At 71.5% G+C, this 21,570-nt stretch carries 22 protein-coding genes; 6 read left to right on the forward strand and 16 right to left on the reverse strand.

Going from position 1 to position 21,570, the window contains the following annotated elements; all coding sequences use genetic code 11:
* The first annotated feature begins 210 nt into the window (after positions 1-210).
* The 3 genes from HNR70_RS10245 to HNR70_RS10255 all read left to right on the forward strand — a co-directional run bounded on the left by HNR70_RS10245 (position 211) and on the right by HNR70_RS10255 (position 4,925).
* The gene (locus tag HNR70_RS10245; protein ID WP_184324529.1) at positions 211-1,434 is read left to right on the forward strand and encodes an IS110 family RNA-guided transposase; all 1,224 of its coding nucleotides are present in this window, start codon (positions 211-213) and stop codon (positions 1,432-1,434) included.
* A gap of 99 nt (positions 1,435-1,533) precedes the next feature.
* Positions 1,534-3,654, forward strand: a complete 2,121-nt coding sequence (gene pta / locus HNR70_RS10250) for a phosphate acetyltransferase (protein WP_184325570.1) — start codon at positions 1,534-1,536, stop codon at positions 3,652-3,654.
* Positions 3,651-4,925, forward strand: a complete 1,275-nt coding sequence (locus tag HNR70_RS10255; RefSeq protein WP_184325571.1) for an acetate kinase — start codon at positions 3,651-3,653, stop codon at positions 4,923-4,925. The genes pta and HNR70_RS10255 overlap by 4 nt, the downstream gene beginning before the upstream one ends.
* An 84-nt stretch (positions 4,926-5,009) precedes the next feature.
* Here HNR70_RS10255 and HNR70_RS10260 read toward each other — a convergent pair whose 3' ends face one another.
* From HNR70_RS10260 to HNR70_RS10290, 8 genes are all read right to left on the reverse strand, one after another.
* A complete protein-coding gene (locus tag HNR70_RS10260; RefSeq protein WP_184325572.1) occupies positions 5,010-5,333 on the reverse strand; it encodes a hypothetical protein in 324 nt (107 codons plus the stop codon).
* Positions 5,330-5,830: a hypothetical protein gene (locus tag HNR70_RS10265; protein ID WP_184325573.1), complete on the reverse strand. Its 501-nt coding sequence runs from the start codon at positions 5,828-5,830 to the stop codon at positions 5,330-5,332. Before HNR70_RS10265 ends, HNR70_RS10260 begins: the two co-directional genes overlap by 4 nt.
* Positions 5,831-5,913: 83 nt before the next feature.
* Complete coding sequence (locus tag HNR70_RS16225; RefSeq protein WP_281383214.1) at positions 5,914-6,042, reverse strand: hypothetical protein; 129 nt, start codon at positions 6,040-6,042, stop codon at positions 5,914-5,916.
* Positions 6,039-6,470 (reverse strand): hypothetical protein, encoded by a 432-nt coding sequence (locus tag HNR70_RS10270; RefSeq protein WP_184325574.1) that lies wholly within the window; start codon positions 6,468-6,470, stop codon positions 6,039-6,041. The genes HNR70_RS16225 and HNR70_RS10270 overlap by 4 nt, the downstream gene beginning before the upstream one ends.
* A 187-nt stretch (positions 6,471-6,657) precedes the next feature.
* Positions 6,658-7,287 (reverse strand): hypothetical protein, encoded by a 630-nt coding sequence (locus HNR70_RS10275; RefSeq protein ID WP_184325575.1) that lies wholly within the window; start codon positions 7,285-7,287, stop codon positions 6,658-6,660.
* Positions 7,288-7,368: 81 nt separating this feature from the next.
* Positions 7,369-7,896: a hypothetical protein gene (locus HNR70_RS10280; protein ID WP_184325576.1), complete on the reverse strand. Its 528-nt coding sequence runs from the start codon at positions 7,894-7,896 to the stop codon at positions 7,369-7,371.
* The gene (locus HNR70_RS10285) at positions 7,893-8,843 is read right to left on the reverse strand and encodes a hypothetical protein (RefSeq protein WP_184325577.1); all 951 of its coding nucleotides are present in this window, start codon (positions 8,841-8,843) and stop codon (positions 7,893-7,895) included. The genes HNR70_RS10280 and HNR70_RS10285 overlap by 4 nt, the downstream gene beginning before the upstream one ends.
* Positions 8,844-8,854: 11 nt before the next feature.
* Positions 8,855-9,964, reverse strand: coding sequence for a GuaB3 family IMP dehydrogenase-related protein (locus HNR70_RS10290; RefSeq protein WP_184325578.1), 1,110 nt, complete (start codon positions 9,962-9,964; stop codon positions 8,855-8,857).
* Between the two features lie 50 nt (positions 9,965-10,014).
* Between HNR70_RS10290 and HNR70_RS10295 the strand changes: the two genes are divergently transcribed.
* A complete protein-coding gene (locus tag HNR70_RS10295; RefSeq protein WP_184325579.1) occupies positions 10,015-10,614 on the forward strand; it encodes a hypothetical protein in 600 nt (199 codons plus the stop codon).
* A gap of 45 nt (positions 10,615-10,659) precedes the next feature.
* Here HNR70_RS10295 and HNR70_RS10300 read toward each other — a convergent pair whose 3' ends face one another.
* The gene (locus tag HNR70_RS10300; RefSeq protein WP_184325580.1) at positions 10,660-11,379 is read right to left on the reverse strand and encodes an exonuclease domain-containing protein; all 720 of its coding nucleotides are present in this window, start codon (positions 11,377-11,379) and stop codon (positions 10,660-10,662) included.
* 152 nt (positions 11,380-11,531) lie between these two features.
* Here HNR70_RS10300 and HNR70_RS10305 point away from each other — a divergent pair, with 152 nt between their 5' ends.
* A complete protein-coding gene (locus tag HNR70_RS10305) occupies positions 11,532-11,966 on the forward strand; it encodes a VOC family protein (protein WP_184325581.1) in 435 nt (144 codons plus the stop codon).
* An 11-nt stretch (positions 11,967-11,977) separates the two neighbouring features.
* Here HNR70_RS10305 and guaB read toward each other — a convergent pair whose 3' ends face one another.
* Positions 11,978-13,477, reverse strand: a complete 1,500-nt coding sequence (gene guaB, locus HNR70_RS10310; protein ID WP_184325582.1) for an IMP dehydrogenase — start codon at positions 13,475-13,477, stop codon at positions 11,978-11,980.
* 261 nt (positions 13,478-13,738) lie between these two features.
* On the opposite strand from guaB, the gene HNR70_RS10315 reads away from it, so the two are divergent.
* Complete coding sequence (locus HNR70_RS10315) at positions 13,739-15,400, forward strand: inorganic phosphate transporter (protein ID WP_184325583.1); 1,662 nt, start codon at positions 13,739-13,741, stop codon at positions 15,398-15,400.
* Between the two features lie 37 nt (positions 15,401-15,437).
* On the opposite strand, the gene HNR70_RS10320 is transcribed toward HNR70_RS10315, so the two are convergent.
* From HNR70_RS10320 to groES, 6 genes are all read right to left on the reverse strand, one after another.
* Positions 15,438-16,754, reverse strand: coding sequence for a threonine/serine exporter family protein (locus HNR70_RS10320; protein ID WP_312857635.1), 1,317 nt, complete (start codon positions 16,752-16,754; stop codon positions 15,438-15,440).
* Positions 16,751-17,554, reverse strand: coding sequence for a hypothetical protein (locus HNR70_RS10325; protein ID WP_312857636.1), 804 nt, complete (start codon positions 17,552-17,554; stop codon positions 16,751-16,753). The genes HNR70_RS10320 and HNR70_RS10325 overlap by 4 nt, the downstream gene beginning before the upstream one ends.
* A complete protein-coding gene (locus tag HNR70_RS10330; RefSeq protein WP_184325584.1) occupies positions 17,551-18,501 on the reverse strand; it encodes a pseudouridine synthase in 951 nt (316 codons plus the stop codon). Before HNR70_RS10330 ends, HNR70_RS10325 begins: the two co-directional genes overlap by 4 nt.
* Positions 18,502-18,605: 104 nt before the next feature.
* Positions 18,606-19,307, reverse strand: a complete 702-nt coding sequence (locus HNR70_RS10335) for a hypothetical protein (protein WP_312857637.1) — start codon at positions 19,305-19,307, stop codon at positions 18,606-18,608.
* Positions 19,308-19,600: 293 nt separating this feature from the next.
* Positions 19,601-21,187, reverse strand: a complete 1,587-nt coding sequence (groL, locus tag HNR70_RS10340) for a chaperonin GroEL (RefSeq protein ID WP_184325585.1) — start codon at positions 21,185-21,187, stop codon at positions 19,601-19,603.
* Positions 21,188-21,192: 5 nt separating this feature from the next.
* Positions 21,193-21,489, reverse strand: coding sequence for a co-chaperone GroES (gene groES, locus HNR70_RS10345; RefSeq protein WP_184325586.1), 297 nt, complete (start codon positions 21,487-21,489; stop codon positions 21,193-21,195).
* Positions 21,490-21,570 lie beyond the last annotated feature (81 nt).

Consider the following 21,570-nt stretch of genomic DNA (forward strand, 5'->3'; position numbering starts at 1 on the left):
CCCGATGGACGGGGTCTGGTCGCTCGGCCGGGTATGGCTTTGTTGCCCTGCCATCAATGGTCCGGGGGGTGTTGCCGCCCGGTCGAGAGACACGCGTTGACCGCTGATAGGGACACGGCCCAGCATTTCTGAGGTCTCTTCGTAACGTGGGTGCCGGCACCGGGTGTCAAGACTGCGACCAGCAATGATGCTCCAGGGAAGGACAGCATCATGGACACACGATTCGCGGTCGTCGTCGGCCTCGACGTCGGGAAGAGCAGCCATCATGCCTGCGCGCTTGATCCCGCCGGGAACAAGCTGTTCGACAAGCCTCTCCCGCAGGACGAGTCCGAGCTCCGCGTGCTGTTCACCCAGCTGCAGAACCACGGTGAAGTGCTGATGGTGGTCGATCAGCCCAACACCATCGGAGCGTTGCCGATCGCGGTCGCCCGCGAGGTCGGCTGCTCCGTCGCCTACCTGCCGGGCCTGGCGATGCGGAAGGCCGCAGACCTCTATCCGGGCAGGTCAAAGACCGACGCGCGGGACGCGTTCATCATCGCTGACATGGCCCGGACCATGCCCCACACCCTCCGACAGGTCGACCGCGACAGCGACGTCCTCTCCGCTCTGAAGGTCCTCGCCGGGTTCGACGAGGACCTCGCCCACGAGACCACGCGGGCGCTGAACCGGATCCGGTCTCTGCTCACGCAGATTCATCCCGCGCTCGAGCGAGTCTTCGTCGGCGGGACCCTCTCGACCGGGCTCGTGCTGGACCTGCTGGAGAAGTTCGGCGGCCCGACCGGGCTCAAGAGTGCAGGCAGGAGCAGGGTTCTACGGTTCGCTCGGGCCCATTCGCGCCGTGACCCCGAAGTGCTGATCGACCAGATCTTCACCGCGCTGGGTGAGCAGACCGTGATCGTGCCAGCGACCGCGGCAGTGGAACTCGTGATTCCCAGAGTCGCTGGTCAGGTGAAGGAGCTGAAGGAGCAGCGGGCGACCGTGGCGAGGGAGGTCGAGACCATGCTGGAGGACTTCCCTCTCGCCTCGGTCTTGATGAGCATGCCGGGGATCGGCATCAAGACCGCCGCCCAGATCCTCCTGACCATCGGCGACGCCTCCGCGTTTGAGACCCCAGGCCACCTCGCGGCCTATGCCGGAATCGCGCCGGTCACACGAAGATCCGGCACCTCGATCCGCGGAGAGTTCCCCGCACGTTCAGGCAACAAGCGGTTGAAGAACGCGCTGTTCTACTCCGCCTGGGTCGCCTCTCACTCGGACCCGATCTCCAAGGCCTACTACGATCGCAAACGCGCCGAGGGCAAGCGCCACAACGCCGCCGTGATCTGCCTGGCCCGCCGCCGCTGCAACGTCATCTTCGCGATGCTCCGCGACGGCACCTACTACCAGCCCCCGACCACCACCCCGACCCCCGAGCCGGCCGCTCTTGCGGCTTGACTCAGAACATAGGGACACCCCCCCCGTCGGCCGAGATACCCGATGATCCGGGGTGGACCGGGTGCCTCCGGTCCCGTGCCGTGCGCAGGCCGCGCGCCTATGCTGGGGGGCGTGTCCCAGAGTGTCTATATCGCCAGCCCGGAGGGGATGACCGGCAAGTCGATGGTGGCTTTCGGTCTGCTCGAAGCCCTCGCCTCCCGTTCCGACAGCGTCGGGGTGTACCGCCCTGTCGTGAAGTCCGCCGACGCGCGTGACTACGCCGTCGATCTCCTGACCAGCCACCCCGCCGTCGACCAGGCCTACGAGGACGCGATCGGGGTGGACTACCAGCTGGTGCTGTCCGACCCGGCCGCCGCGCACGAGCGGATCCTCGCCCGCCACCGCGAGCTCGCCGAGCGCTACGGCGTGCTGGTGGTGCTCGGCTCGGACTACGACGACCTCGCCAACCCCACCGAGCTCGCGTTCAACGCCGAGGTCGCCGCGAACATGGGCGCGCCCGTGGTGGTGGTGCTCTCGGGCCTGGACCGCAGCCCCGACCAGATCGCGGCGCTCGCGGCCGTGGCTGTCGGCGAGTTCGGCGGGCACCACGCCCTCCCGGTCGCAGTCGTGATCAACCGCGCCGACGCCGCCTCGCTCGAGGCGATCCTCCAGGCCGTCTCCGCGAAGGTGCCCGGCCCGCTGGTCGCCGCGATCCCCGAGAACCCGGTGATCATGGCGCCGACCGTGCAGGAGCTGAAGGACGCCGTGGACGGCACCCTCCTGCAGGGCAACCCCGAGTGGCTGGACCGCGTGAGCGTGGGCACCGTCATCGCCGCGATGAGCCTGCCGAACGTGCTCTCGCGCCTGACCGAGAACTGCACGGTGATCGCACCCGGCGACCGCTACGACCTGCTGCCGGGCCTGGTGATGGCGCAGCAGTCCGGCACGTTCCCGTCGCTGTCCTCGATCGTGCTGACCGGCGGCTACCAGGTGCCCGAGGAGGTCAACCGCCTGATCTCCGGTGTGCAGCAGGACCTGCCGATCATCGCCTCGGACCTGCCCACCTTCGACACCGCCGTGCGGATCGCCCGCTCGCGGGGTCGGCTGAACGTCTCCAGCCCCCAGAAGCTGGACGCGGCGCGCCGTGCGGTCGCCGAGCACCTGCCCACCCAGGACCTGCTGGGCACCCTGGAGGTGAGCCGCAGCGAGGTCGTCACCCCCATGATGTTCGAGTTCGAGCTGCTGGCCCGGGCCCGCGGGGCGAAGAAGACCATCGTGCTGCCCGAGGGCGAGGAGGCGCGCATCATCGCCGCGGCCGAGTCGATCCTGGCCCGCGGCGTGGCCGACCTGATCCTGCTGGGCGACGAGAAGGCCATCCGCGCAAAGGCCTCCCAGCTCGGCCACGACATCTCCGAGGCGAGGGTCGTCTCCCCGCAGGATCCGGAGTACGTGGAGCGGTACGCCGAGGAGTACGCGCGCCTGCGCGCCAAGAAGGGCGTCACCCTGGAGCAGGCTCGCGAGAAGGTCCAGGACGTCTCCTACTTCGGCACGATGATGGTGCAGACGGGTGAGGCCGACGGCATGGTCTCCGGGGCGATCCACTCGACCGCCCACACCATCCGCCCGTCCTTCGAGATCATCAAGACCAAGCCGGGCGCGAAGATCGTCTCCTCGGTCTTCCTCATGGCGCTCGAGGACCGGGTGCTGGTCTACGGCGACTGCGCCGTGAACCCCGACCCCACCGCCGAGCAGCTCGCGGACATCGCCGTGCAGTCCGCGGCGACCGCCTCCCAGTTCGGCGTCGATCCGCGGATCGCGATGCTGTCCTACTCCACCGGTACCTCCGGGTCCGGTGCGGACGTGGACAAGGTGCGCGAGGCGACCGAGCTGGTGCGCAGCACCGACTCGTCCCTGGACGTCGAGGGCCCGATCCAGTATGACGCGGCTGTGGACGCCTCGGTCGCCAAGACCAAGCTGCCGGACTCCTCGGTCGCGGGCCGTGCGACGGTGTTCGTCTTCCCGGACCTGAACACCGGCAACAACACCTACAAGGCCGTGCAGCGCTCGGCCGGGGCGATCGCGATCGGCCCGGTCCTGCAGGGCCTGAACAAGCCCGTCAACGACCTCTCCCGCGGAGCGCTCGTGGACGACATCATCAACACCGTGGTCATCACCGCCATCCAGGCCCAGGCGGCCGATGCGGAGTCCGCCGGCACGACCGATCAGAAGGAGAACGCATGACCTCCCCCTCCGCCCCCGTCCCCGGCTCCTCCGACGGGGCGGAACACGCGCCCGGCATCCCCGATGCCGCGACCGTGCTGGTGCTGAACTCCGGCTCCTCCTCCCTGAAGTTCCAGCTGCTGGACCCGGTGGCGGAGGAGGTCTTCGCCTCCGGGATCGTGGAGCGGATCGGCCAGGACCAGGGCGAGGCGCGCCTCGAGGCCGGGGACGTCTCCCAGCCGTTCTCCGGCCCGGTCCCGGACCACATCGCCGCGATGCACGTGGTCACCTCCCTGTTCGAGGACGCGGGCATGTCGCTCGAGGAGTCCAACGTGGTCGCCGTGGGCCACCGCGTGGTCCAGGGCGGCGCGATGTTCTCCGCCCCGAAGCTGATCGACTCCGCCGTGCGCGACCAGATCTCCGATCTCGGCTCCCTCGCCCCGCTGCACAACCCCGCGGCGGTCGACGGCATCGACGCGGCGCGCGAGCTGTTCCCGGACATCCCGCACGTGGCCGTGTTCGATACCGCCTTCTTCACCGCCCTGCCCGAGGCGGCCCGCACCTACGCCCTGAACAAGGACGTGGCCAGCGAGTACCGCATCCGCCGCTACGGCGCGCACGGCACCAGCCATCGCTACGTCTCCGAGCAGGTCACCGCGCACTTCGCCGCGCAGGGCAAGGACACCTCCGACCTGCGCCAGATCGTGCTGCATCTGGGCAACGGCGCCTCCGCCTCGGCGGTGCGCGGCGGCACCCCCGTGGACACCTCCATGGGCCTGACCCCGCTGGAGGGTCTGGTCATGGGCACCCGCACCGGTGACATCGACCCGTCGGTGTACGCGCACCTGTCCCGCAGCGCCGGGATGGACATCGACCAGATCGACACGCTGCTGAACAAGCGCTCGGGCATGCAGGGCCTGTGCGGCATGAGCGACTTCCGCGACATCACCGCCGCGATCCGCGACGGCAACGAGGAGGCCGAGCTGGCGATGCAGGTGTACGTGCACCGCCTGCGCAAGTACGTCGGCTCCTACTCCTTCGTGCTCGGCGGCCTCGACGCGATCGCGTTCACCGCCGGGATCGGCGAGAACGTGCCGGAGGTGCGCGAGCGCACCCTCGCCGGGCTCGAGGGCTTCGGGATCGTCCTGGATCCCGAGCGCAACGCCGAGCGGGTCAAGGGCGTGCGCGTCATCTCCGCGCCCGAGTCCGCGGTGACCGTGCTCATCGTCCCCACCGACGAGGAGCTCGCCATCGCCCAGCAGGCCCTCGAGGTCGCCCGCGCCGAGGAATGACCTCCGCCGCACCCCGGCACACGCACAGGGCCCTCCCGCAGTGAGCTGCGGGAGGGTTTTGTACGTTCCGGGAGTCCGACGCTCTCAGCGGTCGGTCTCCCCGTCGGCCTCCGGAGCGGGCGAGGGCGGTGCAGGATCCGCCACGTCCCGCAGTGCGGCGAACCGCATGCGCGGCGGCTCGGGGCGGTCGTCCTTCCTGTCCAGCGCCTCGTCGAGGGTGCGGGGCACGCGCTCCTGCGGGTCGTGCTTCCGCTGCGAGGGCGGGAGATCCCGAGGGATGCTGGGACCCCACGCGGTGAGACCCGGCTCGACCTCCACACCGCGGCGCACGTCGAACCGCCTCTTCCCCCTCCCCGTGGAGGTGAGGGCCTCCAGGAGCCCTCCCAGCAGGTCGACGATGCTGCTCAACGCGCTCCCTCCTCCTCATCGTCGTCGAGCACCGAGGTGCCGCTCCGGTACAGCGACGTGGAGGTGTAGACGCTGTACGACGAGACCGGGGAGGCGGGCTCCTCGACCGCCGGCGCCTCGGTGGGCAGATCCTCGACGGACTGCTCGTCGGCAACGGGGACCGAGGGCTCGGTGAACTCCTGCGGCACCTGCTCGCCCACCGTGGAGGCGAGCTCTGTCCGTGGCGCGGTCTGCTCCAGCCGCTCGTCGACGGCCTCCGACACCCGCTCGGGCGTGCGCGGCCGACACGTGCGGGTTTCCGTCGCTCGCGAGGTCCTGGCGCGGCGCGGGGGACGTGAGATGTGCCAGGAGCCGGAGTCGGTGTCGATCTTCCCCTCGAAGGGGTTCTCGGACTCCGCCCGTTGCTGTTCACGGACCCTGGACTCGAACAGGGCGCCGGCCATCTTGATCAGGAAGATCACCACCACTGGAAGGACCTTGACGAGCATCGAGCTCACCCCCCTGACGTCCGCCCCCGCGGACCGTTGCACCGTTCGATCGGGTCCAGTGTGCCAAATGCGCCGCGTGACGGGTGCGCGGCTCAGTCAGTCCCGGGGCGGTGGTCGTCGGACGGGGCGGGCGAGCGCGGGTCTGGGGTGCCGCCTTTCCGCAGGAAGGCCCCGAAGATCGATATCACGATCTCGGTCAGGAGACTGAGCAGCACGTTCATCGCTCGTCGTCCTCGTCGTCGAGGATCGAGGTGCCGGACTCGTGCAGGGAAGTGGTCGTGTAGACGCTGTAGTTCGAGGCCGAGGTGAGGGACGGCGCGTCGGCAGGGTCCTCAACGGCCGACGGGACGGACGGCTCGTCATCGGCGGGCGGAGCAGCGCGCTCGTCGTCGGCCGACGGGAAGGCCGGCTCGTCAACGGCGAAGACGTCGACCACAGGCTCCTCGGCCACGGACTGCACCGCCGCAGGCTCCTCGACCACGGGCTCCTCGGCGACGGGCTGCTCAGACGCAGACTCCTCGGCCGCGGGTTCGTCGGCCGGGACAGGCACCGTCTGGACCTCGTCGTCGTCCTCGAAGGCCGCGAACTTCAGCCGAGGCGGTGCCGGCCGGTCGTCGGCCAGGTCCAGCGCCTCGTCGAGGGTGCGCACGCGGGGCTCGTCCGGGTCGTACTCACGCTTCGACCGGGGAAGATTCCTCGGCGGGCTGCTGCCCATGAAGGGGAGAGACGGCTCCGGCGCCTTCTCGGGAGGGAGGTGCCTGTCCTGCCATCGTGTGCGCTCGGCGCCATGGAGACCACGGCAGAGAGAATCATTCCGACCAGGCCGAACAGGATGTTCATCGGGTGCTCTCCCCCGTCTCGTCCTCGTCGGCCTCCGCCTCGTCCTCCTTCAGCACCGAGGAGCCGCTCTGGTACACGGAGGTCGGGGTGTAGACGCTGTAGTACGAGGACGACGAGGTGTAGAACGCGCCTGAGGAGGTCCCGGCAACGGGACTCTGCTCCGCGGCCGACTCGGCCGGTGCAGCCTCAGTGTCCATAGCCTCGTGAGCTGCAGCCTCAGGTGCTTCGGCATCAGACGTTGCACCCTCAGAAGCTGCGCTCTCGGGGGCGGACAGGTCAGTGGGCTGCGGCGCCTCAGGGGCGGGGCTGCGCTCCTCGACCGCTTCACGTGCCGCCGCGGCGGCGAGGGCAGAGGCGGCGGAGGCGAGCCCTGCGGTGCGGGCGGTGTCCTGGGAACGGGCCGCGGCCGGGGTGCGGGCGGTGTCCGAGGTGCGGGCGGCGTCAGGGGTGCGCGGGACGGGCCGGCGTCGCGCGGGACTCGCACCGCCGCTCGTGCGAGAGGGCCTCGTCGCGGAGTCCTTCGAGAACGGATCGGGGTAGGGGCCGTCGTCCTCCTGGTTCATGCGCATGATCGCCACGGCGAACATCGCGATGATCGCCAGGACGAAGATGATGAAACTCCCCATGCCTCTCCCCCGTCATCCCCTGCGGTCCCTGCGCACTGCTGCGCAGTGGGTCACATTGTGCCAGTCGCTGTGCGTCGGCGCTCAGCGACGCGGATCGGTGGGGCGGCGCTGCGCCGCCTCAAGGCATGCCACCGTCCAGGACTGGTGGTCGTGGATCAGCTCGTCGCGCCACGGGATGTCGAGCGCGCGCGCCATCTCCACACGATGCTCGATGCCGAGCTCGCGGAAGGGAAGCCCGGGGATGGCGAGTCTCGCGGTGCGGTCCTCCGGATCGACGTCCGACCCCGAGACCGACGCTGTGCCGGCCGTCGAGTCCTGTGCGGCACCCTCCCCCGGCCGCGGGTGGACGCTGCCCCGCGCCCAGCCGATCAGCCTGGCCGGGACATCGAGAAGGAGCCACAGGGCGATGGCGAGGGTGTAGAAGCCGCTCTCCGGGCGGAGCATCCATGTGAGCGAGTACGGCAGCAGGTCCGCCTGCAGCACCCAGGGGTGGATGACGGTGAGCACCGCAGCGGCCAGCGCCGCAGCGATCAGCAGGCGAAGGATGGTCCCGGCCATGCCACGGCCGCGCGGGGTGGTGGCCCGGGAGGAGGCGTGCGTCGCGCTCATCGTGCGTCCTCCGCACCGTCGGCGGGATCGGCATCGGCGGGATCGGCATCGGAGGTCGATGCCGCCTCGTCCCTGCCGCCCATGCTCTGGGAGGTGTAGAGGATGGTCGGGGTGTAGACGGAGCCCGACCAGGACGACGTCGAGGTCGGCGCTGTCTCGGTGGGCTCGGGGGTCGACTCGGAGTGCTCTGGGCCCGTCTCGGAGTGATCTGGGCCCGCCTCGGACCTCGAGGCCGCGTCCGCGTGCGCGTCCGGTGCCGCCTGCAGAGAGGGGTCCGTCGGCGGGATCACGGGATCAGCGACCGGCGGCGCGGTCCGGGTCTCAGCACCCGCCCGGCGTACCTGGGAGGGGCCGTTCTGCGTGGCACGCAGGACCTCGAGGAAGGCGCGGGCCCCGCCCTCGGTCTCGTAGTCGATGTACCAGGGGGTCCCGGCTCCGCGCGCCATCGCGCGCAGCTGTCCGACGGTCTGCACCACGGTGCCGGCGGGATCGTCCGCGCCGCCGCGCACGCTGCCGTCGTCGACGAAGGTGACCGGGCGCGACGACGTGGAGGTCGCCCCTCGCGACCCGCGCGCACCGGCACCGGAGGTCGCCCGCTCGGGGAAGGCCCTGTCGGCCGCGCGATCGCTGCGAAGAGCGACCGCCCACGGGAGCACGGCCATCACGAGCACGAGGAGGACGGTGACGAGGCCGGCGAAGTTCTCGCTGACCGTCCATCCGAGTCTGCTGAGGAACCCAGCCCCGGAGAGGTCGCCGAGCACGACGAGTCCGGTCACGACGGCGTGCTCGAGGTAGACCATCGCCGACACGCCCCTGTCGGGGCCCGCCGGCCCGTAGCGCAGCAGCAGCCACACCACGAACGCGCCGGCCAGTCCGATCAGGAGCACCCGCACGGGCGGGGCGAGCGGCCCCCGGCTGCCCGGAGCCGTGCTCGTCCCGTCGCTCATCGCGGCGCGCCTCAGACGGTGGTGACGACCTCGACCCGCTGGAACTCCTTGAGGTCCAGGTAGCCGGTGGTCGCCATCGCGTGGCGCAGCGCGCCGACGAGGTTCGTGGTGCCGTCGGCCGCGATGGACGGGCCGAAGAGGATCTGCTCGAGCGGGGCGACGGTCCCGACCGGTACGCGGTGGCCGCGGGTGAGGGTCGGGTGGTGCGCCTCGGAGCCCCAATGGTGGCCGCGGCCGGGGGCCTCCTCGGCGCGTGCGAGGGCTGCGCCGACCATGAGTCCGTCGGCCCCGCAGGCGATGGCCTTGACGAGGTCGCCGGAGCGGCCGAGGCCGCCGTCGGCGATGACGTGCACGTAGCGGCCGCCGGACTCGTCCATGTAGTCGCGGCGCGCGGCGGCGACGTCGGCGACGGCGCTGGCGAGCGGGACCTGGATGCCGAGGGTCTCCTGGGTGGTCTGGGAGGCGCCGCCGCCGAAGCCGACGAGGACGCCGGCCGCGCCGGTGCGCATGAGGTGCAGGGCCGCGGTGTAGGTCGCGCAGCCGCCCACGATGACCGGCACGTCGAGCTCGTAGATGAAGCGCTTGAGGTTCAGCGGCTCCCGGCCGGAGGAGACGTGCTCGGCCGAGACGGTGGTGCCGCGGATGAAGAACAGGTCCACGCCCGCGTCCACGACGCTCTTCCAGTGCTCCTGGGTGCGCTGCGGAGACAGGGATCCGGCGGCGGTGACGCCGGCGTCGCGCAGCTGCTGGATGCGGTCGCGGATCAGCTCGGGCTTGACGGGCTCGGAGTAGATCTTCCGCATCACGTCGACGACCTCGCCGTCGGAGGCGGTGGCGATCCGGTCGAACTGGGAGGTGGGGTCCTCGTAGCGGGTCCACAGGCCCTCGAGGTCCAGCACGCCGAGGCCGCCGAGCTTCCCGAGCTCGATCGCGGTCTCCGGGGACATGAGGGAGTCCATGGGGGCGGCGAAGATCGGGATGTCGAAGTGGTAGGCGTCCACCTGCCAGGCGGTGGAGACGTCCTCCGGGTCGCGGGTGCGGCGGGAGGGCACCACCGCCACGTCGTCGAAGCTGTAGCTGCGTCGTCCCCGCTTGTTGCGGCCGATCTCGATCTCGCTCATCACAGCGGCGAGTCTACCGATCCCGGACGCTGCCCGATTACGGTGGCCGGATGAGCTCCGCGCACGGGTCCTCCCCCGCCTCCGAGGAGGAGGACGCACCGCCTGTCCTCCCGCGCCTGGACGCGCAGGGCATGCCCCTCCGGGAAAGGGCCGACGAGCACGCCGTCACCGAGGATCCCGGCCCCTCGCCGGTGCCGGCCTGGGCCGCGGTCGCGCTCGGTGCGGTCCTCGTCGTGCTCGCGCTGCGTCATCTGCTGGCGGCGGACCCGGCCGACGGCGCGGCCCGGCCGATGGTTCCGCTGGTCCTCGCCGCGGCCGTGGCCGTCGGCGGGTTCTCGCTGGTGCGGGTGGTGCAGCTCGTGCACCTCGCCCGCTCGCGACGGGACCGCCGGGCGGCGGGCGAGGACCTCTCCCCGATCCCCTGGCAGCTCACCGAGGCCCACTCCCTCCACGGGATGTGGGCGATCGGGGTGGGCGGGTCGCTCGCGCTGATGGGGGTGCTCGGGATGTGGTCGCAGGCCGACGGGAACCCCTCCGGGCTCGAGCCCGGCTGGCCGCTTCTGGTGGCGGGCGCGGCGGTCGCCGGGGCCGGTCAGCTGCTGCGGCGCGCGGCCGACGAGGCCTGGGAGGGCTCACCGGACCACCTGTGAGCCCGGCTCAGCGGCGGTGAACGGCGCCGACCGCGCGCCCGCAGCTCACAGCGGCCAGGACAGCTGCACGTCCGGGGTGCGGCCCTTGCCCTTCAGCCAGTCGTTCATGCCCTCGGCCCAGCGGCGGTGCCAGCCCACCTGCTCGCGGTGCAGGTCCTGCAGGGACGACTCGGTGAGCTGCGGGAACTTCCGCGCCTGCGCGCGCAGCACGTCCAGGGTCGCGGAGACGTCCACGTCCGCGGTGTGCAGGCGGCCGTCCTGCTCGATGCCGTAGTGGGCGAGCATGTCAGTGAGCGTCCGCTTGCCCTTGCGGTAGCGGTCCACGCCGCGGTCCACCACGAGCGCGTCGATCACCGGGGTGATGTCGTGGCCGAGCCGGTCCACGAGGGTGGGCAGGCCGAGCCGCGTCAGCTCGTTCTCGAGGATCGCGAGGTCGAAGCCGATGTTGAAGGCGACCAGCGGCACGTCCTTCCCGAGCGCCTCAACGATCATCGAGGCGACCTCGTCCAGCGCCTCGGCGGGCTGCATGCCGTGGGTGCGGGCGTGCTCGGTGCTGATGCCGTGCACCCGCTGAGCGGGCTCGGGGATCTCCACGCCCGGGTCGATGAGCCAGGTCGCGACGGTCTCGTTCTCGCGGCCGGGGCCCACGGAGTGGACGAGCGCGACGGTGACGATGCGGTCCTTCTCGACATTCGTGCCGGTGGTCTCGGTGTCGAAGCCGAGCATCGGGCGGTCGATCCAGCCTGTGGCGGTGTCCGTGGTCATGGGGTCCAGCCTAGGCACGTCCACCGACGGCCCGGGACACGCTGTGGACGGCCGCCCCGGCGGGTGTCGGGATGGACGCCGACGAGCGCGGAGGGCATGATTGCCCGCGCCGGACCCGGCCGGGCCCGGGACACCGTCCCCAGGAGCCCGAGATGCCTGCACCCATCCCCTACCTGCACCTGCCGGGCACCGCCCGCGAGGCACTCGAGTTCTACCGGGACGTCTTCGGAGGTGAGGTCTTCCTGGCCACCCTCGAGGAGTTCTCCCGCACCGACGGCCCGGCGGATGCCATCGCCCACGGCGAGCTGCGCGGGCCGGTGCACCTGTGCGCCTCCGACGCCACCGGCGATGACGTGCACTTCGCCGCGCAGGGTCTGATGATGGCTCTGCTCGGGGCGGCGGAGCCCGCGACGCTGCGCGCCTGGTTCGCGGCGCTCGCCGAGGGCGGCGAGGTGGTGGACCCTCTGCAGGAACGCCCCTGGGGCGCCTGCGACGGGCAGGTGCGGGACCGCCACGGGGTGCTGTGGCTGATCGGCTTCGAGCACGGCGGAGACTCCACCGGTCAGGCCACGATCACCGAGGCCTGACCGGTCCCTGCTCAGCGCCCGGTGTAGTTCGGGGCCTCCATGATCGCGGCCATGTCGTGGGGGTGGGACTCCTTGAGACCGGCGGCGGTGATGCGCACGAACTGGCCGCGGTCCTTGAGGTCGGGGACGGTGTTCGCACCGACGTAGAACATCGACTGGTGCAGGCCGCCCACCAGCTGGTGGACCACGGAGCCGAGCTGGCCTTTGTAGGAGACGCGGCCCTCGATGCCCTCGGGGACGATCTTGTCGTCGCTGGGGACGTCGGCCTGGAAGTAGCGGTCCTTGGAGAAGGACTTCTTGCCGCGCGAGGACATGGCGCCGAGCGAGCCCATGCCGCGGTAGGCCTTGTACTGCTTGCCGCCCACGAGCACGACCTCGCCCGGGGACTCCTCGGTGCCCGCCAGCAGCGAGCCGAGCATGACCGTGTCGGCCCCCGCGACGAGGGCCTTGGCGATGTCGCCGGAGTACTGCAGGCCGCCGTCGCCGATCAGCGGGACGCCCGCGGGCTTGGTGGCCTTGGACGCCTCATTGATCGCGGTGATCTGCGGGACGCCCACACCGGCGACCACGCGGGTGGTGCAGATGGAGCCCGGCCCCACGCCGACCTTGACCGCGTCGGCCCCGGCGTCCACGAGCGCCTGCGCACCGGCCTGGGTGGCGACGTTGCCGCCGATGACCTGGACGTCCTGGAAGTAGGAGTCGGACTTGAGCTGCTTGATCATCTCCAGCGCCAGGCGTGCGTGGCCGTTGGCGGTGTCGACCACGAGCACGTCCACACCCGCGTCGCGCAGCTGGCCCGCGCGATCGAGCGAGTCGCCGAAGAAGCCCACGCCCGCACCGACCAGGAGTCGGCCCTGGCCGTCCTTGGAGGCGTCGGGGAACTGCTCGGACTTCACGAAGTCCTTCACGGTGATCAGGCCCGTGAGCTTCCCGTCGGCGTCCACGAGCGGCAGGCGCTCGCGCTTGTTCTTCCGCAGCAGGGCGGTGGCCTGCTCGGGGGTGACGTCCTCGGGAGCGGTGAACAGCTCGGTGGTCATCACGTCGGCGACCTTGGTGCTGCCCCACTCTGCGACGGGGATGAAGCGCAGGTCGCGGTTGGTGCAGATGCCGAGCAGGCGGTGGTCGGCGTCGACGACGGGCAGGCCGGAGACCCGGAACTGGCCGCACAGCGCGTCGAAGTCCTCGAGGGTCGCGTCCGGGCCGATGGTCACCGGGTTGGTGATGCGTCCGGTCTGGGTGCGCTTGACGAGATCGACCTGGTGAGCCTGGTCCTCGATGGAGAGGTTGCGGTGGAGGATGCCGATGCCGCCCAGGCGGGCCATGGCGATGGCCATGCGGGACTCGGTGACGGTGTCCATCGCGGCGCTCGCGAGCGGCACCTTGAGGGTGATCTCCCTGGTGAGACGGCTGGAGGTGTCCGCCTCGGAGGGGATCACGTCCGTCTCGCCGGGCAGCAGGAGGACGTCGTCGTAGGTCAGGCCGATGAAACCGAAGGGATCCGCGCTCGTCATGACGCGATGCTACTCGCGGGCCCGCCGCCGAGGGCACGCCGTGGGACGTGGGAACGACCACGTCCGCTGTCCACGATGCGGGCACACGGCGGGTGAGGGCCGGACCTCCGGCGGACCGACGACACGACAGGGCTGACCCCGAATGTTCGCCGATTTTTCACCACGTCGACGCTTGACGCCCTATGGTGGCCGGGGTCCGACGACTTCTCGACGCGTCGCGACCGCCGCGCCCCGCCCTCTTCAATCCTCGGGAGCACATCGATGACCGGCACCTCCACCCGTCCAGACCGCGACGTCCCCGTACGCCCCGGACTGCTCTCCACGGACCTTCCCTGGCATCTCACGGTCGGCGTGATCACCGCGGCGATGGTGGTCTCGTTCACGATCTGGTCCTTCGGCCACACCGGCTCCGGCGTGAACCCGTGGATGCTGCTGCTCGCGATCGCGTTCGGCCTGTTCATGGCCTTCAATATCGGCGGCAACGACGTCGCGAACTCCTTCGGCACGAGCGTCGGCGCCGGCACCCTCACCATGCGCCAGGCCCTCGCGGTGGCGGCGATCTTCGAGGTCTCCGGTGCGATCCTCGCCGGCGGGCAGGTCACCGAGACGGTGCGCAGCGGGATCGTCGACCTGGAGAGCGTCAGCAGCGACCCCGCCGCGTTCGCCTACATCATGATGTCGGCCCTGCTGGGTGCGGCACTGTGGCTCCTCCTCGCCACCCGGATGGGCTGGCCGGTCTCCACCACCCACGCGATCATCGGCGGGATCGTCGGCGCCGCGGTCACCTCCGGCATCGTCACCGGCACGGGCGGCTTCTCCATGGTCCAGTGGGACCAGATCGGGCAGATCGCCATCTCCTGGGTGCTCTCCCCGCTGCTCGGCGGGATCTGTGCCTTTCTGCTGTTCGGCGCGATCAAGCGCCACATCCTCGCCCCCGCCTCCCGCGCGATCGCGCTCGGCTCCCGCGGCTACGACGACGCCGAGGACGAGGACGACGAGGACGACGACGCTCAGGACGAGATCGAGGGGTCCGAGCACACCGCGCACCGGTCGCACGACGCGACCGAGCGCGTGACGGAGCTCCAGCAGACCGCCTTCGCCGAGTCCGACGCGCTGGACATCACCCCCGGTGGTCCCGGGGCGGAGCTCGCCGCCCATGTCGCGGCGATGACGAAGAAGGAGCGCAAGGCCGCACGGAAGGTCGAGCGCCGCGCCGCCTATCGTGCGATGGAGAAGCTCGTGCCCCCGCTCGCCGCCGGAGCGGCGATGGTGATCACCGCGATGCTCGTGTTCAAGGGGCTGAAGAACGTGGGCTTCCACGTCTCTCTGGGCGGCGGGGTCCTGCTGCTGGGCATGGTGGGAGTCGCGGTGTGGATGGCGGTGACGGTGTTCGCCCGGGCGCTGAAGAAGCAGACCATCTCGCGCGCGACCTTCATCATGTTCAGCTGGATGCAGGTCTTCACGGCCTCGGCCTTCGCCTTCAGCCACGGCGCCAACGACATCGCCAACGCCGTGGGCCCCTTCGCCGCGCTTCTGGACGTGCTGAGCACGGGTGAGATCTCCTCGGAGGCGGCGGTCCCCACCGCCGTCATGGTCGCCTTCGGCATCGCGCTCGTGTCGGGGCTGTGGTTCATCGGCCGACGGGTCATCCGGACCGTCGGCACCAACCTCACCGCCATGCACCCCTCCTCCGGCTTCGCGGCCGAGCTCGCCGCCGCCGCAGTCGTGTTGCTCGCCTCCGTGATGGGCCTGCCGGTCTCCTCGACCCACATCCTCATCGGCGCCGTGCTCGGTGTGGGCATGGTCAACCGCTCCGCGAACTGGCGCCTCATGCGACCGATCGGCCTGGCCTGGATCATCACGCTGCCGGCCGCGGCGGGCATCGGTGCGGTCGTGGTGCTGATCCTCCGGGCACTGTTCTGAGCAGTGCTCGCGGGCGGGCGCAAAGAGCGGGGTCCACTCAGCGGGGCTGCTCGACCCGTCGCCAGGCCGGGGAGGTCGCCAGGTGCGCGAGCGCCAGGCCGAAGGCGGCGCCGATGATGGTCTGCAGCGCCTCGAGGGTGAGGATCGCGGCCTCGGCGGGCTGGCCCGCGTTCACGAGCGCGAAGGCGGTGTACATCGCGTAGCCGGGGACCATGATCACGACCGCCGGCACGGAGATCGCGGTGCGCGGCACGTGGCGGCTGCGGGCGATGGCGTAGGCGAGCAGGCCCACGAGCACGGTGGCGACCAGGGTCGCGACCTGGATGGGGATCCCCGTCTCCGTGAGGGCGAAGCGTGCGGAGTTGGCCAGGAGCGACACCGTCGCCGCGGCGAGCGCGATCCGCCAGGGGGAGTTGAAGATCAGGGCGAAGCCGAGCACGCCCACGAAGGTCGCCGCCGCCCGCACCCCGAGCTCGACGGGCAGGGCGAGGCCGAGCGGTTCGGCCGCGACGGGCTCCACCCCCACCGCGAGGCTCACGGTCCACACGGAGGACGCGGCGCCGATGATGATCAGCGCCGCGTAGGTGAGGCGCTGGAGCCCCGCGGCGTAGTCGGCCCGCACGAGGTCCAGCAGTCCGGTGATGAGTGGGAAGCCGGGCACGAGGAAGAGCACGGAGGCGAGGTAGCCGCCCATGAGGTCCCCGCCCACCCAGCCGGCCGCGCTCGGCACACCGATCGCCACGAGGTACACGCAGGCGGCGACGACCGCAGCGATCACAGTGATCAGCAGGTGGTTCCAGCTGCGCAGCTGGACGGTGCGGCGCACGGCCTGGCCGACGGTCGCAGCGAGGCCCGCGGCCCCGGCCTCGACGGGTCCGGCCTGGTTCAGCACCGCGAAGGCGGCGCACGCGAACCCGGCGGCGAGGGCGTTCACGACCCGGCCGTGGAGGGGGCCGCGGGCGCGGATGGCGGCCAGCGCCGCGAAGACCTCGTCGGCGGTGACGCCACGCTCGGGCAGGGTCTCCACGAACCGCTGGGTGCGGTGGAGGTGGTCGACGTCCACGCCGACGTGGCGGGGCTGGGTGAGGCGGGTGCGGTAGCGGCCGTTGAGGGTGGCGGTGGCGGTGATGTCGGTGTAGCTGACGAGCGAGGTGAAGGAGTCCAGGCCGAGCGCGTGGGCGGTGCGGCTCATCGCCCAGCGCACCCGGTAGGAGGCCATCCCGGAGGCGAGCAGCTCGGCGCCGACGGCGGCCGCGGCCTCGGAGCGGACGGTGAGGGAGTCGGGCATGCCGATCGGACTGGTGGTGGTGGGCACCGGCTCGTGCCGGGAGGCGCGCCCCTCCTGCTCGTTCACGGTGTGGGGTCCCCTTCCCTGGGCTGTTCCTTGCCGCCGAGCACCCGGCGGATCCGGTCGAACTCGGCGCGGAACAGTGCTTCGTCGCGCGCGTACTCCTCGCGCCAGGGCATCCCGGCGCGGGCGGCGAGCTCGCGGTGGTTCCGCTCGCGGTGGGCGCGGCGGGCCTCGGCCACGAGCACCCGGCGCGGCGGGGCGGGGGTGAATCCGGCGGCCTGCTGGAGGACGCGCAGGCCATCGAACGCCGCGGCGTCCCAGCCGATCTCGGGGATCACCCACTGGCGCGGCTCGGCCTCGCCCTCGGCCCGCACGCCGATCAGGCCCATGCTCCCCCGCTCGGCCTCCCCCACGGCGTACTCGACCTGGGAGAGGCGCGCGCGATCGCGGGTGCCAACGCCCTTGCGCAGGGTGAGCGTCCCGGCCTCCTCGTCCAGGAGCACGACGGTGCGGGTGAGCAGCAGCGGCACGAGTCCCCACAGCGCGAACACCGCCCACAGGGCGAGCGCGCCGACGAGCAGCTGGACGGTGGACGGGGCGAGGAGCTGCTCGAGCATCCCGTCGTGTCCGGCGCGCAGCCGGGAGAAGCGCCACTCCTGGAGCCCGGCGGCGGCGAAGGGGGCCAGCAGCAGCGACAAAAGCGGCAGCCCGATGAGCGCTCCCGGCAGGTAGCGGGAGCGGACCGAGGGGCCCACGAGCACTGCCCCGTCACGGGTGCGGCGGGGTGCCGGGGCGGCGCGGTCCTCACCGCCCGGGTCCCCGGGGTCGATGCCCGACCGCTCGGCGGGGCGCAGCTCGTTCACCCCTCCAGCGTAGGCGACCGCGGGGCGAGCTCCTGCGCGGTCTCGAAGCACCGCTCCTGCCCCGTGACCGGGTCGGTGAAGGCGAGCTCACGGGCGAGCAGCCGGAGCGGCCCGTCGGGGTCGTGGCGCGGCACGGGGTAGAGGTCCTCCCCCCGGATCGGCGCGCCGCGGGAGGCGAGCTGCAGGCGCAGCTGGTGGGTGCGTCCGGTGCGGGGGCGCAGCACGAGGTGCAGCGTCCTGTCCGGGGCCGCGGAGAGGACCTCGAGGGCGGTCTCGGCGTTCGGCTCCCCGGGCACGACCTCGGCGAGGAGGCTGCCGCGGTGCTTGACGAGCCGGTCGCGCAGCAGCGCCCGCTCCCCCGGTCCCGTCGGCAGGGAGCATCCCGCGCCCGGGACGACGATCGCCTCGTAGGCCTTGTGCACCTCGCGCCGCGCGAACAGCTGCTGGTACGCGGGGCGGTCCTCGGGCCGGATCCCGAAGGCGAGCACCCCGGCGGTGCGGCGGTCCAGGCGGTGCAGGGGCACGAGGGTGTCGATCCCGGTCTCGCGGCGCAGGCGCACCAGGGCGCTGGCCAGCACGTGGGCGCCGCGGGGCATGGTGGCCATGTCGTGGGGCTTGTCGAGCACGAGCAGGTGGTCGTCGCGGTGGAGGATCGGGAGCGCGACATCGGGCACGTGCTCCCGGCGCAGCTCGCGATGGAACCACAGCTCGTCGCCGGGGCCGACGGGGTCCTCCGCGCCCCAGGCGCGGCCGTCCGCATCCACGACCTCTCCGCTCGCGAAGCGCTCCTCGAGCGGCGTCGCCTCCGGGTCGCGCAGGGCCGGGAACCTCGCCGCGAGGGCGGCGAGCGCCGTCGGGCCGGTCGCGCTCGCCCGGGCGGGCCCGTCGGCCGACGGGCGGGGTGCGGGCGGGACCTGCCAGCGCACCGGGTCGAGACCCTCGCGCATCGGCAGCGGGGGCGCGCCGCGACGCGCGCGGCGCCGGGCGGCGCGGCCGGGACGGGCACCCTCTGCAGGGAAGGGCCGCTCCGCCGGGCCTGCGGGCCCGGGGCTCACAGTCCCCAGATGGCGAACGTGATCACGTTGTGGAAGACGTAGAAGGCGAGCAGGAGCAGCAGCAATGGGGTGGGGTGGCGGTCCACGAAGCTCATCGCCTGCGGGGCCTGCTTCTTCAGCTCACCAGGGGTGATCGCGTCGATGTGCTGGATGTGCACGCCGGCCTCGCGGGCGCGCCGCAGGGTCATCTCTTGGGCGCGCTGGCCGAAGAAGCGGCTCGAGACGGCGATCAGCCGCTTGCCCGTCTGGTCCATGACGTACACGCCGTCGTAGGCGGTCTCGGGGGCGTCCAGCGCCTCGGCGGGGTCCGCGCCGCGGTCGATGTCGCGCACGGCGATGACGGAGCCGACCTCGTCCCAGCGCGCTCGGCGGGTGCGACGGCACAGGCTGCGCAGCTCGAAGCCGTTCTCGTCGATCTGGAGCCAGGCGGTGATCACCCGCAGCACCACCACGGTGACCGCGATCGCCACCGCCCACCACAGCGCGAGCGGCAGGGTGAACACCGGGTCGCGGATCAGATCGGGGTGGTTCCACATCCGCTGGCCCACGAAGCTGATGATCACGAGGAACTCGAGCACCACCATGAACACGAATCCGGCGATCAGGGTGCCGATCACGACCGCCGTGGGCGGGGAGTACGTCCTGGTGGGGAGGTTCCCGTCGCGGGGCGGGGACATGGCATCCGGCGTGCTGATCACCACTGCTCCTCCGATCCTCGGCGCTCCGGGGCGCCGCATCCCCGGAGGGGCGGCACGCACCGACTGACCCTTCCCATCTTAGGTCTCGGGCGGACATCCGCAGCGCTCCACGCCGGGAGGCGGACCCGGCGGTCGGTGCCTGCAGTCGGCGGCGCGCGACGCGAAACGGGTGGGCGGTCCGGGTCTCCCCGATCCGCCCACCCGTCCGGTGGTGCGAGTGCCGAGCTCGGCTCGGCGGGCGCTCAGCGCGCGGCGGTCACCTGGTGGCGGTCACCGCGCGATGAGCGAGGACCTCACTCCTCGTCCTCGTCCTTCTTCTCGATCACGAGGGTCTCGGTCGTCAGGACCAGGCCCGCGATCGAGGACGCGTTCCGCAGGGCGGAGCGGGTGACCTTGACCGGGTCGATGATCCCGGCGGCGACCAGGTCGACGTACTCGTCGGTGGCGGCGTTCAGGCCGGTGCCGACGGGCGACTCCTTGACCTTCTCCACCACGACGTAGCCCTCGAGCCCGGCGTTCTCGGCGATCCAGCGCAGCGGCTCGACGACCGCACGGGCCACGGCGCGCACGCCCACGGCCTCGTCACCGGTCAGGCCGAGGTCGCCGTCCAGGACGGCGGACGCCTGGACGATGGCGCTGCCGCCACCGGCCACGATGCCCTCCTCGATGGCAGCGCGGGTCGCGGAGACCGCGTCCTCGATGCGCATCTTCTTCTCCTTGAGCTCCACCTCGGTGTGAGCCCCGACCTTGATCACGGACACGCCGCCGGCCAGCTTCGCGAGGCGCTCCTGGAGCTTCTCGCGATCCCAGTCGGAGTCGGTGTTCTCGATCTCGGCGCGGATCTGCGCGACGCGGTCGGCCACGGCCTGGTCGTCACCGGCGCCGCCCACGATGGTGGTGGAGTCCTTGGTGACGACGACGCGACCGGCGTGGCCGAGCACCTCGGTGCCGACGGTCTTGAGGTCCAGACCGAGGTCGGAGGTGACGACCTGGGCGCCGGTGAGCACCGCGATGTCCTGCAGCATGGCCTTGCGGCGGTCACCGAAGGCCGGGGCCTTCACGGCAGCGCCCTTGAAGGTGCCGCGGATCTTGTTGACGACCAGCGTGGACAGGGCCTCGCCGTCGACGTCCTCCGCGATGATGAACAGCGGCTTGCCGCCCTCGACGACCTTCTCCAGCAGCGGCAGGATGTCGGCCACGGCCGAGATCTTGCCCTGGTGCAGCAGCACCTGGGCGTCCTCGAGCACGGTCTCCTGGCGGTCCGCGTCGGTGACGAAGTGCGGGGAGATGTAGCCCTTGTCGAACTGCATGCCCTCGGTGAAGTCCAGCTCCATCGCGGTCGTGGAGGACTCCTCCACGGTGATGACGCCGTCCTTGCCCACCTTGTCGAACGCCTCGGCGAGCAGGTCGCCGATCTCGCGGTCCTGGCTGGAGACGGAGGCGACAGAGGCGATCTGTGCCTTGCCGTCGACCGGGGTGGCGATCTCGCCGAGCTTCTCGGAGAGCGCCTCGACGGCCTTCTCGATGCCGCGCTTGAGGGCGGCGGGAGCGGCGCCGGAGGCGACGTTGCGCAGGCCCTCGTGGACGATGGCCTGGGCGAGGACGGTGGCGGTGGTGGTGCCGTCGCCGGCCACGTCGTTGGTCTTGGTCGCGACCTCCTTGGTGAGCTGCGCGCCGAGGTTTTCGTACGGATCCTCGAGCTCGATCTCACGGGCGATGGTCACGCCGTCGTTGGTGATGGTGGGGGCGCCCCACTTCTTGTCGAGGACGACGTTGCGGCCCTTGGGGCCGAGCGTCACCTTGACGGTGTTGGCGAGCTTGTCGACGCCCCGCTCGAGGGCGCGACGCGCCTCCTCGTTGTACAGGATCTCCTTGGCCATGGGGGTCAGGCCTCGATGATGGCGAGGATGTCGCGGGCGCCCAGGACGAGGAACTCCTCGTTGCCGTACTTGAGCTCGGTGCCGCCGTACTTGGAGAAGACGACCTTGTCACCGACCTTCACGTCCATGGGGATGCGCTCGCCCTTGTCGTCGAAACGACCGGCGCCGACGGCGACGACCTCGCCCTCCTGCGGCTTCTCCTTGGCGGTGTCCGGGATGACCAGGCCGGAAGCGGTGGTCTGCTCAGCCTCGAGCGGCTTGACGACGACGCGGTCCTCGAGGGGCTTGATGGAGACCGACATGCGGCTCACTCCTTCATGAAGTTCTGACTCTGATGAGTTCTTGGGTGGCCGGGACCCGGTCCCGATCGTCGTCGCGGTGCC

The organism is Brachybacterium aquaticum, from assembly GCF_014204755.1.
GTDB lineage: Bacteria > Actinomycetota > Actinomycetes > Actinomycetales > Dermabacteraceae > Brachybacterium > Brachybacterium aquaticum.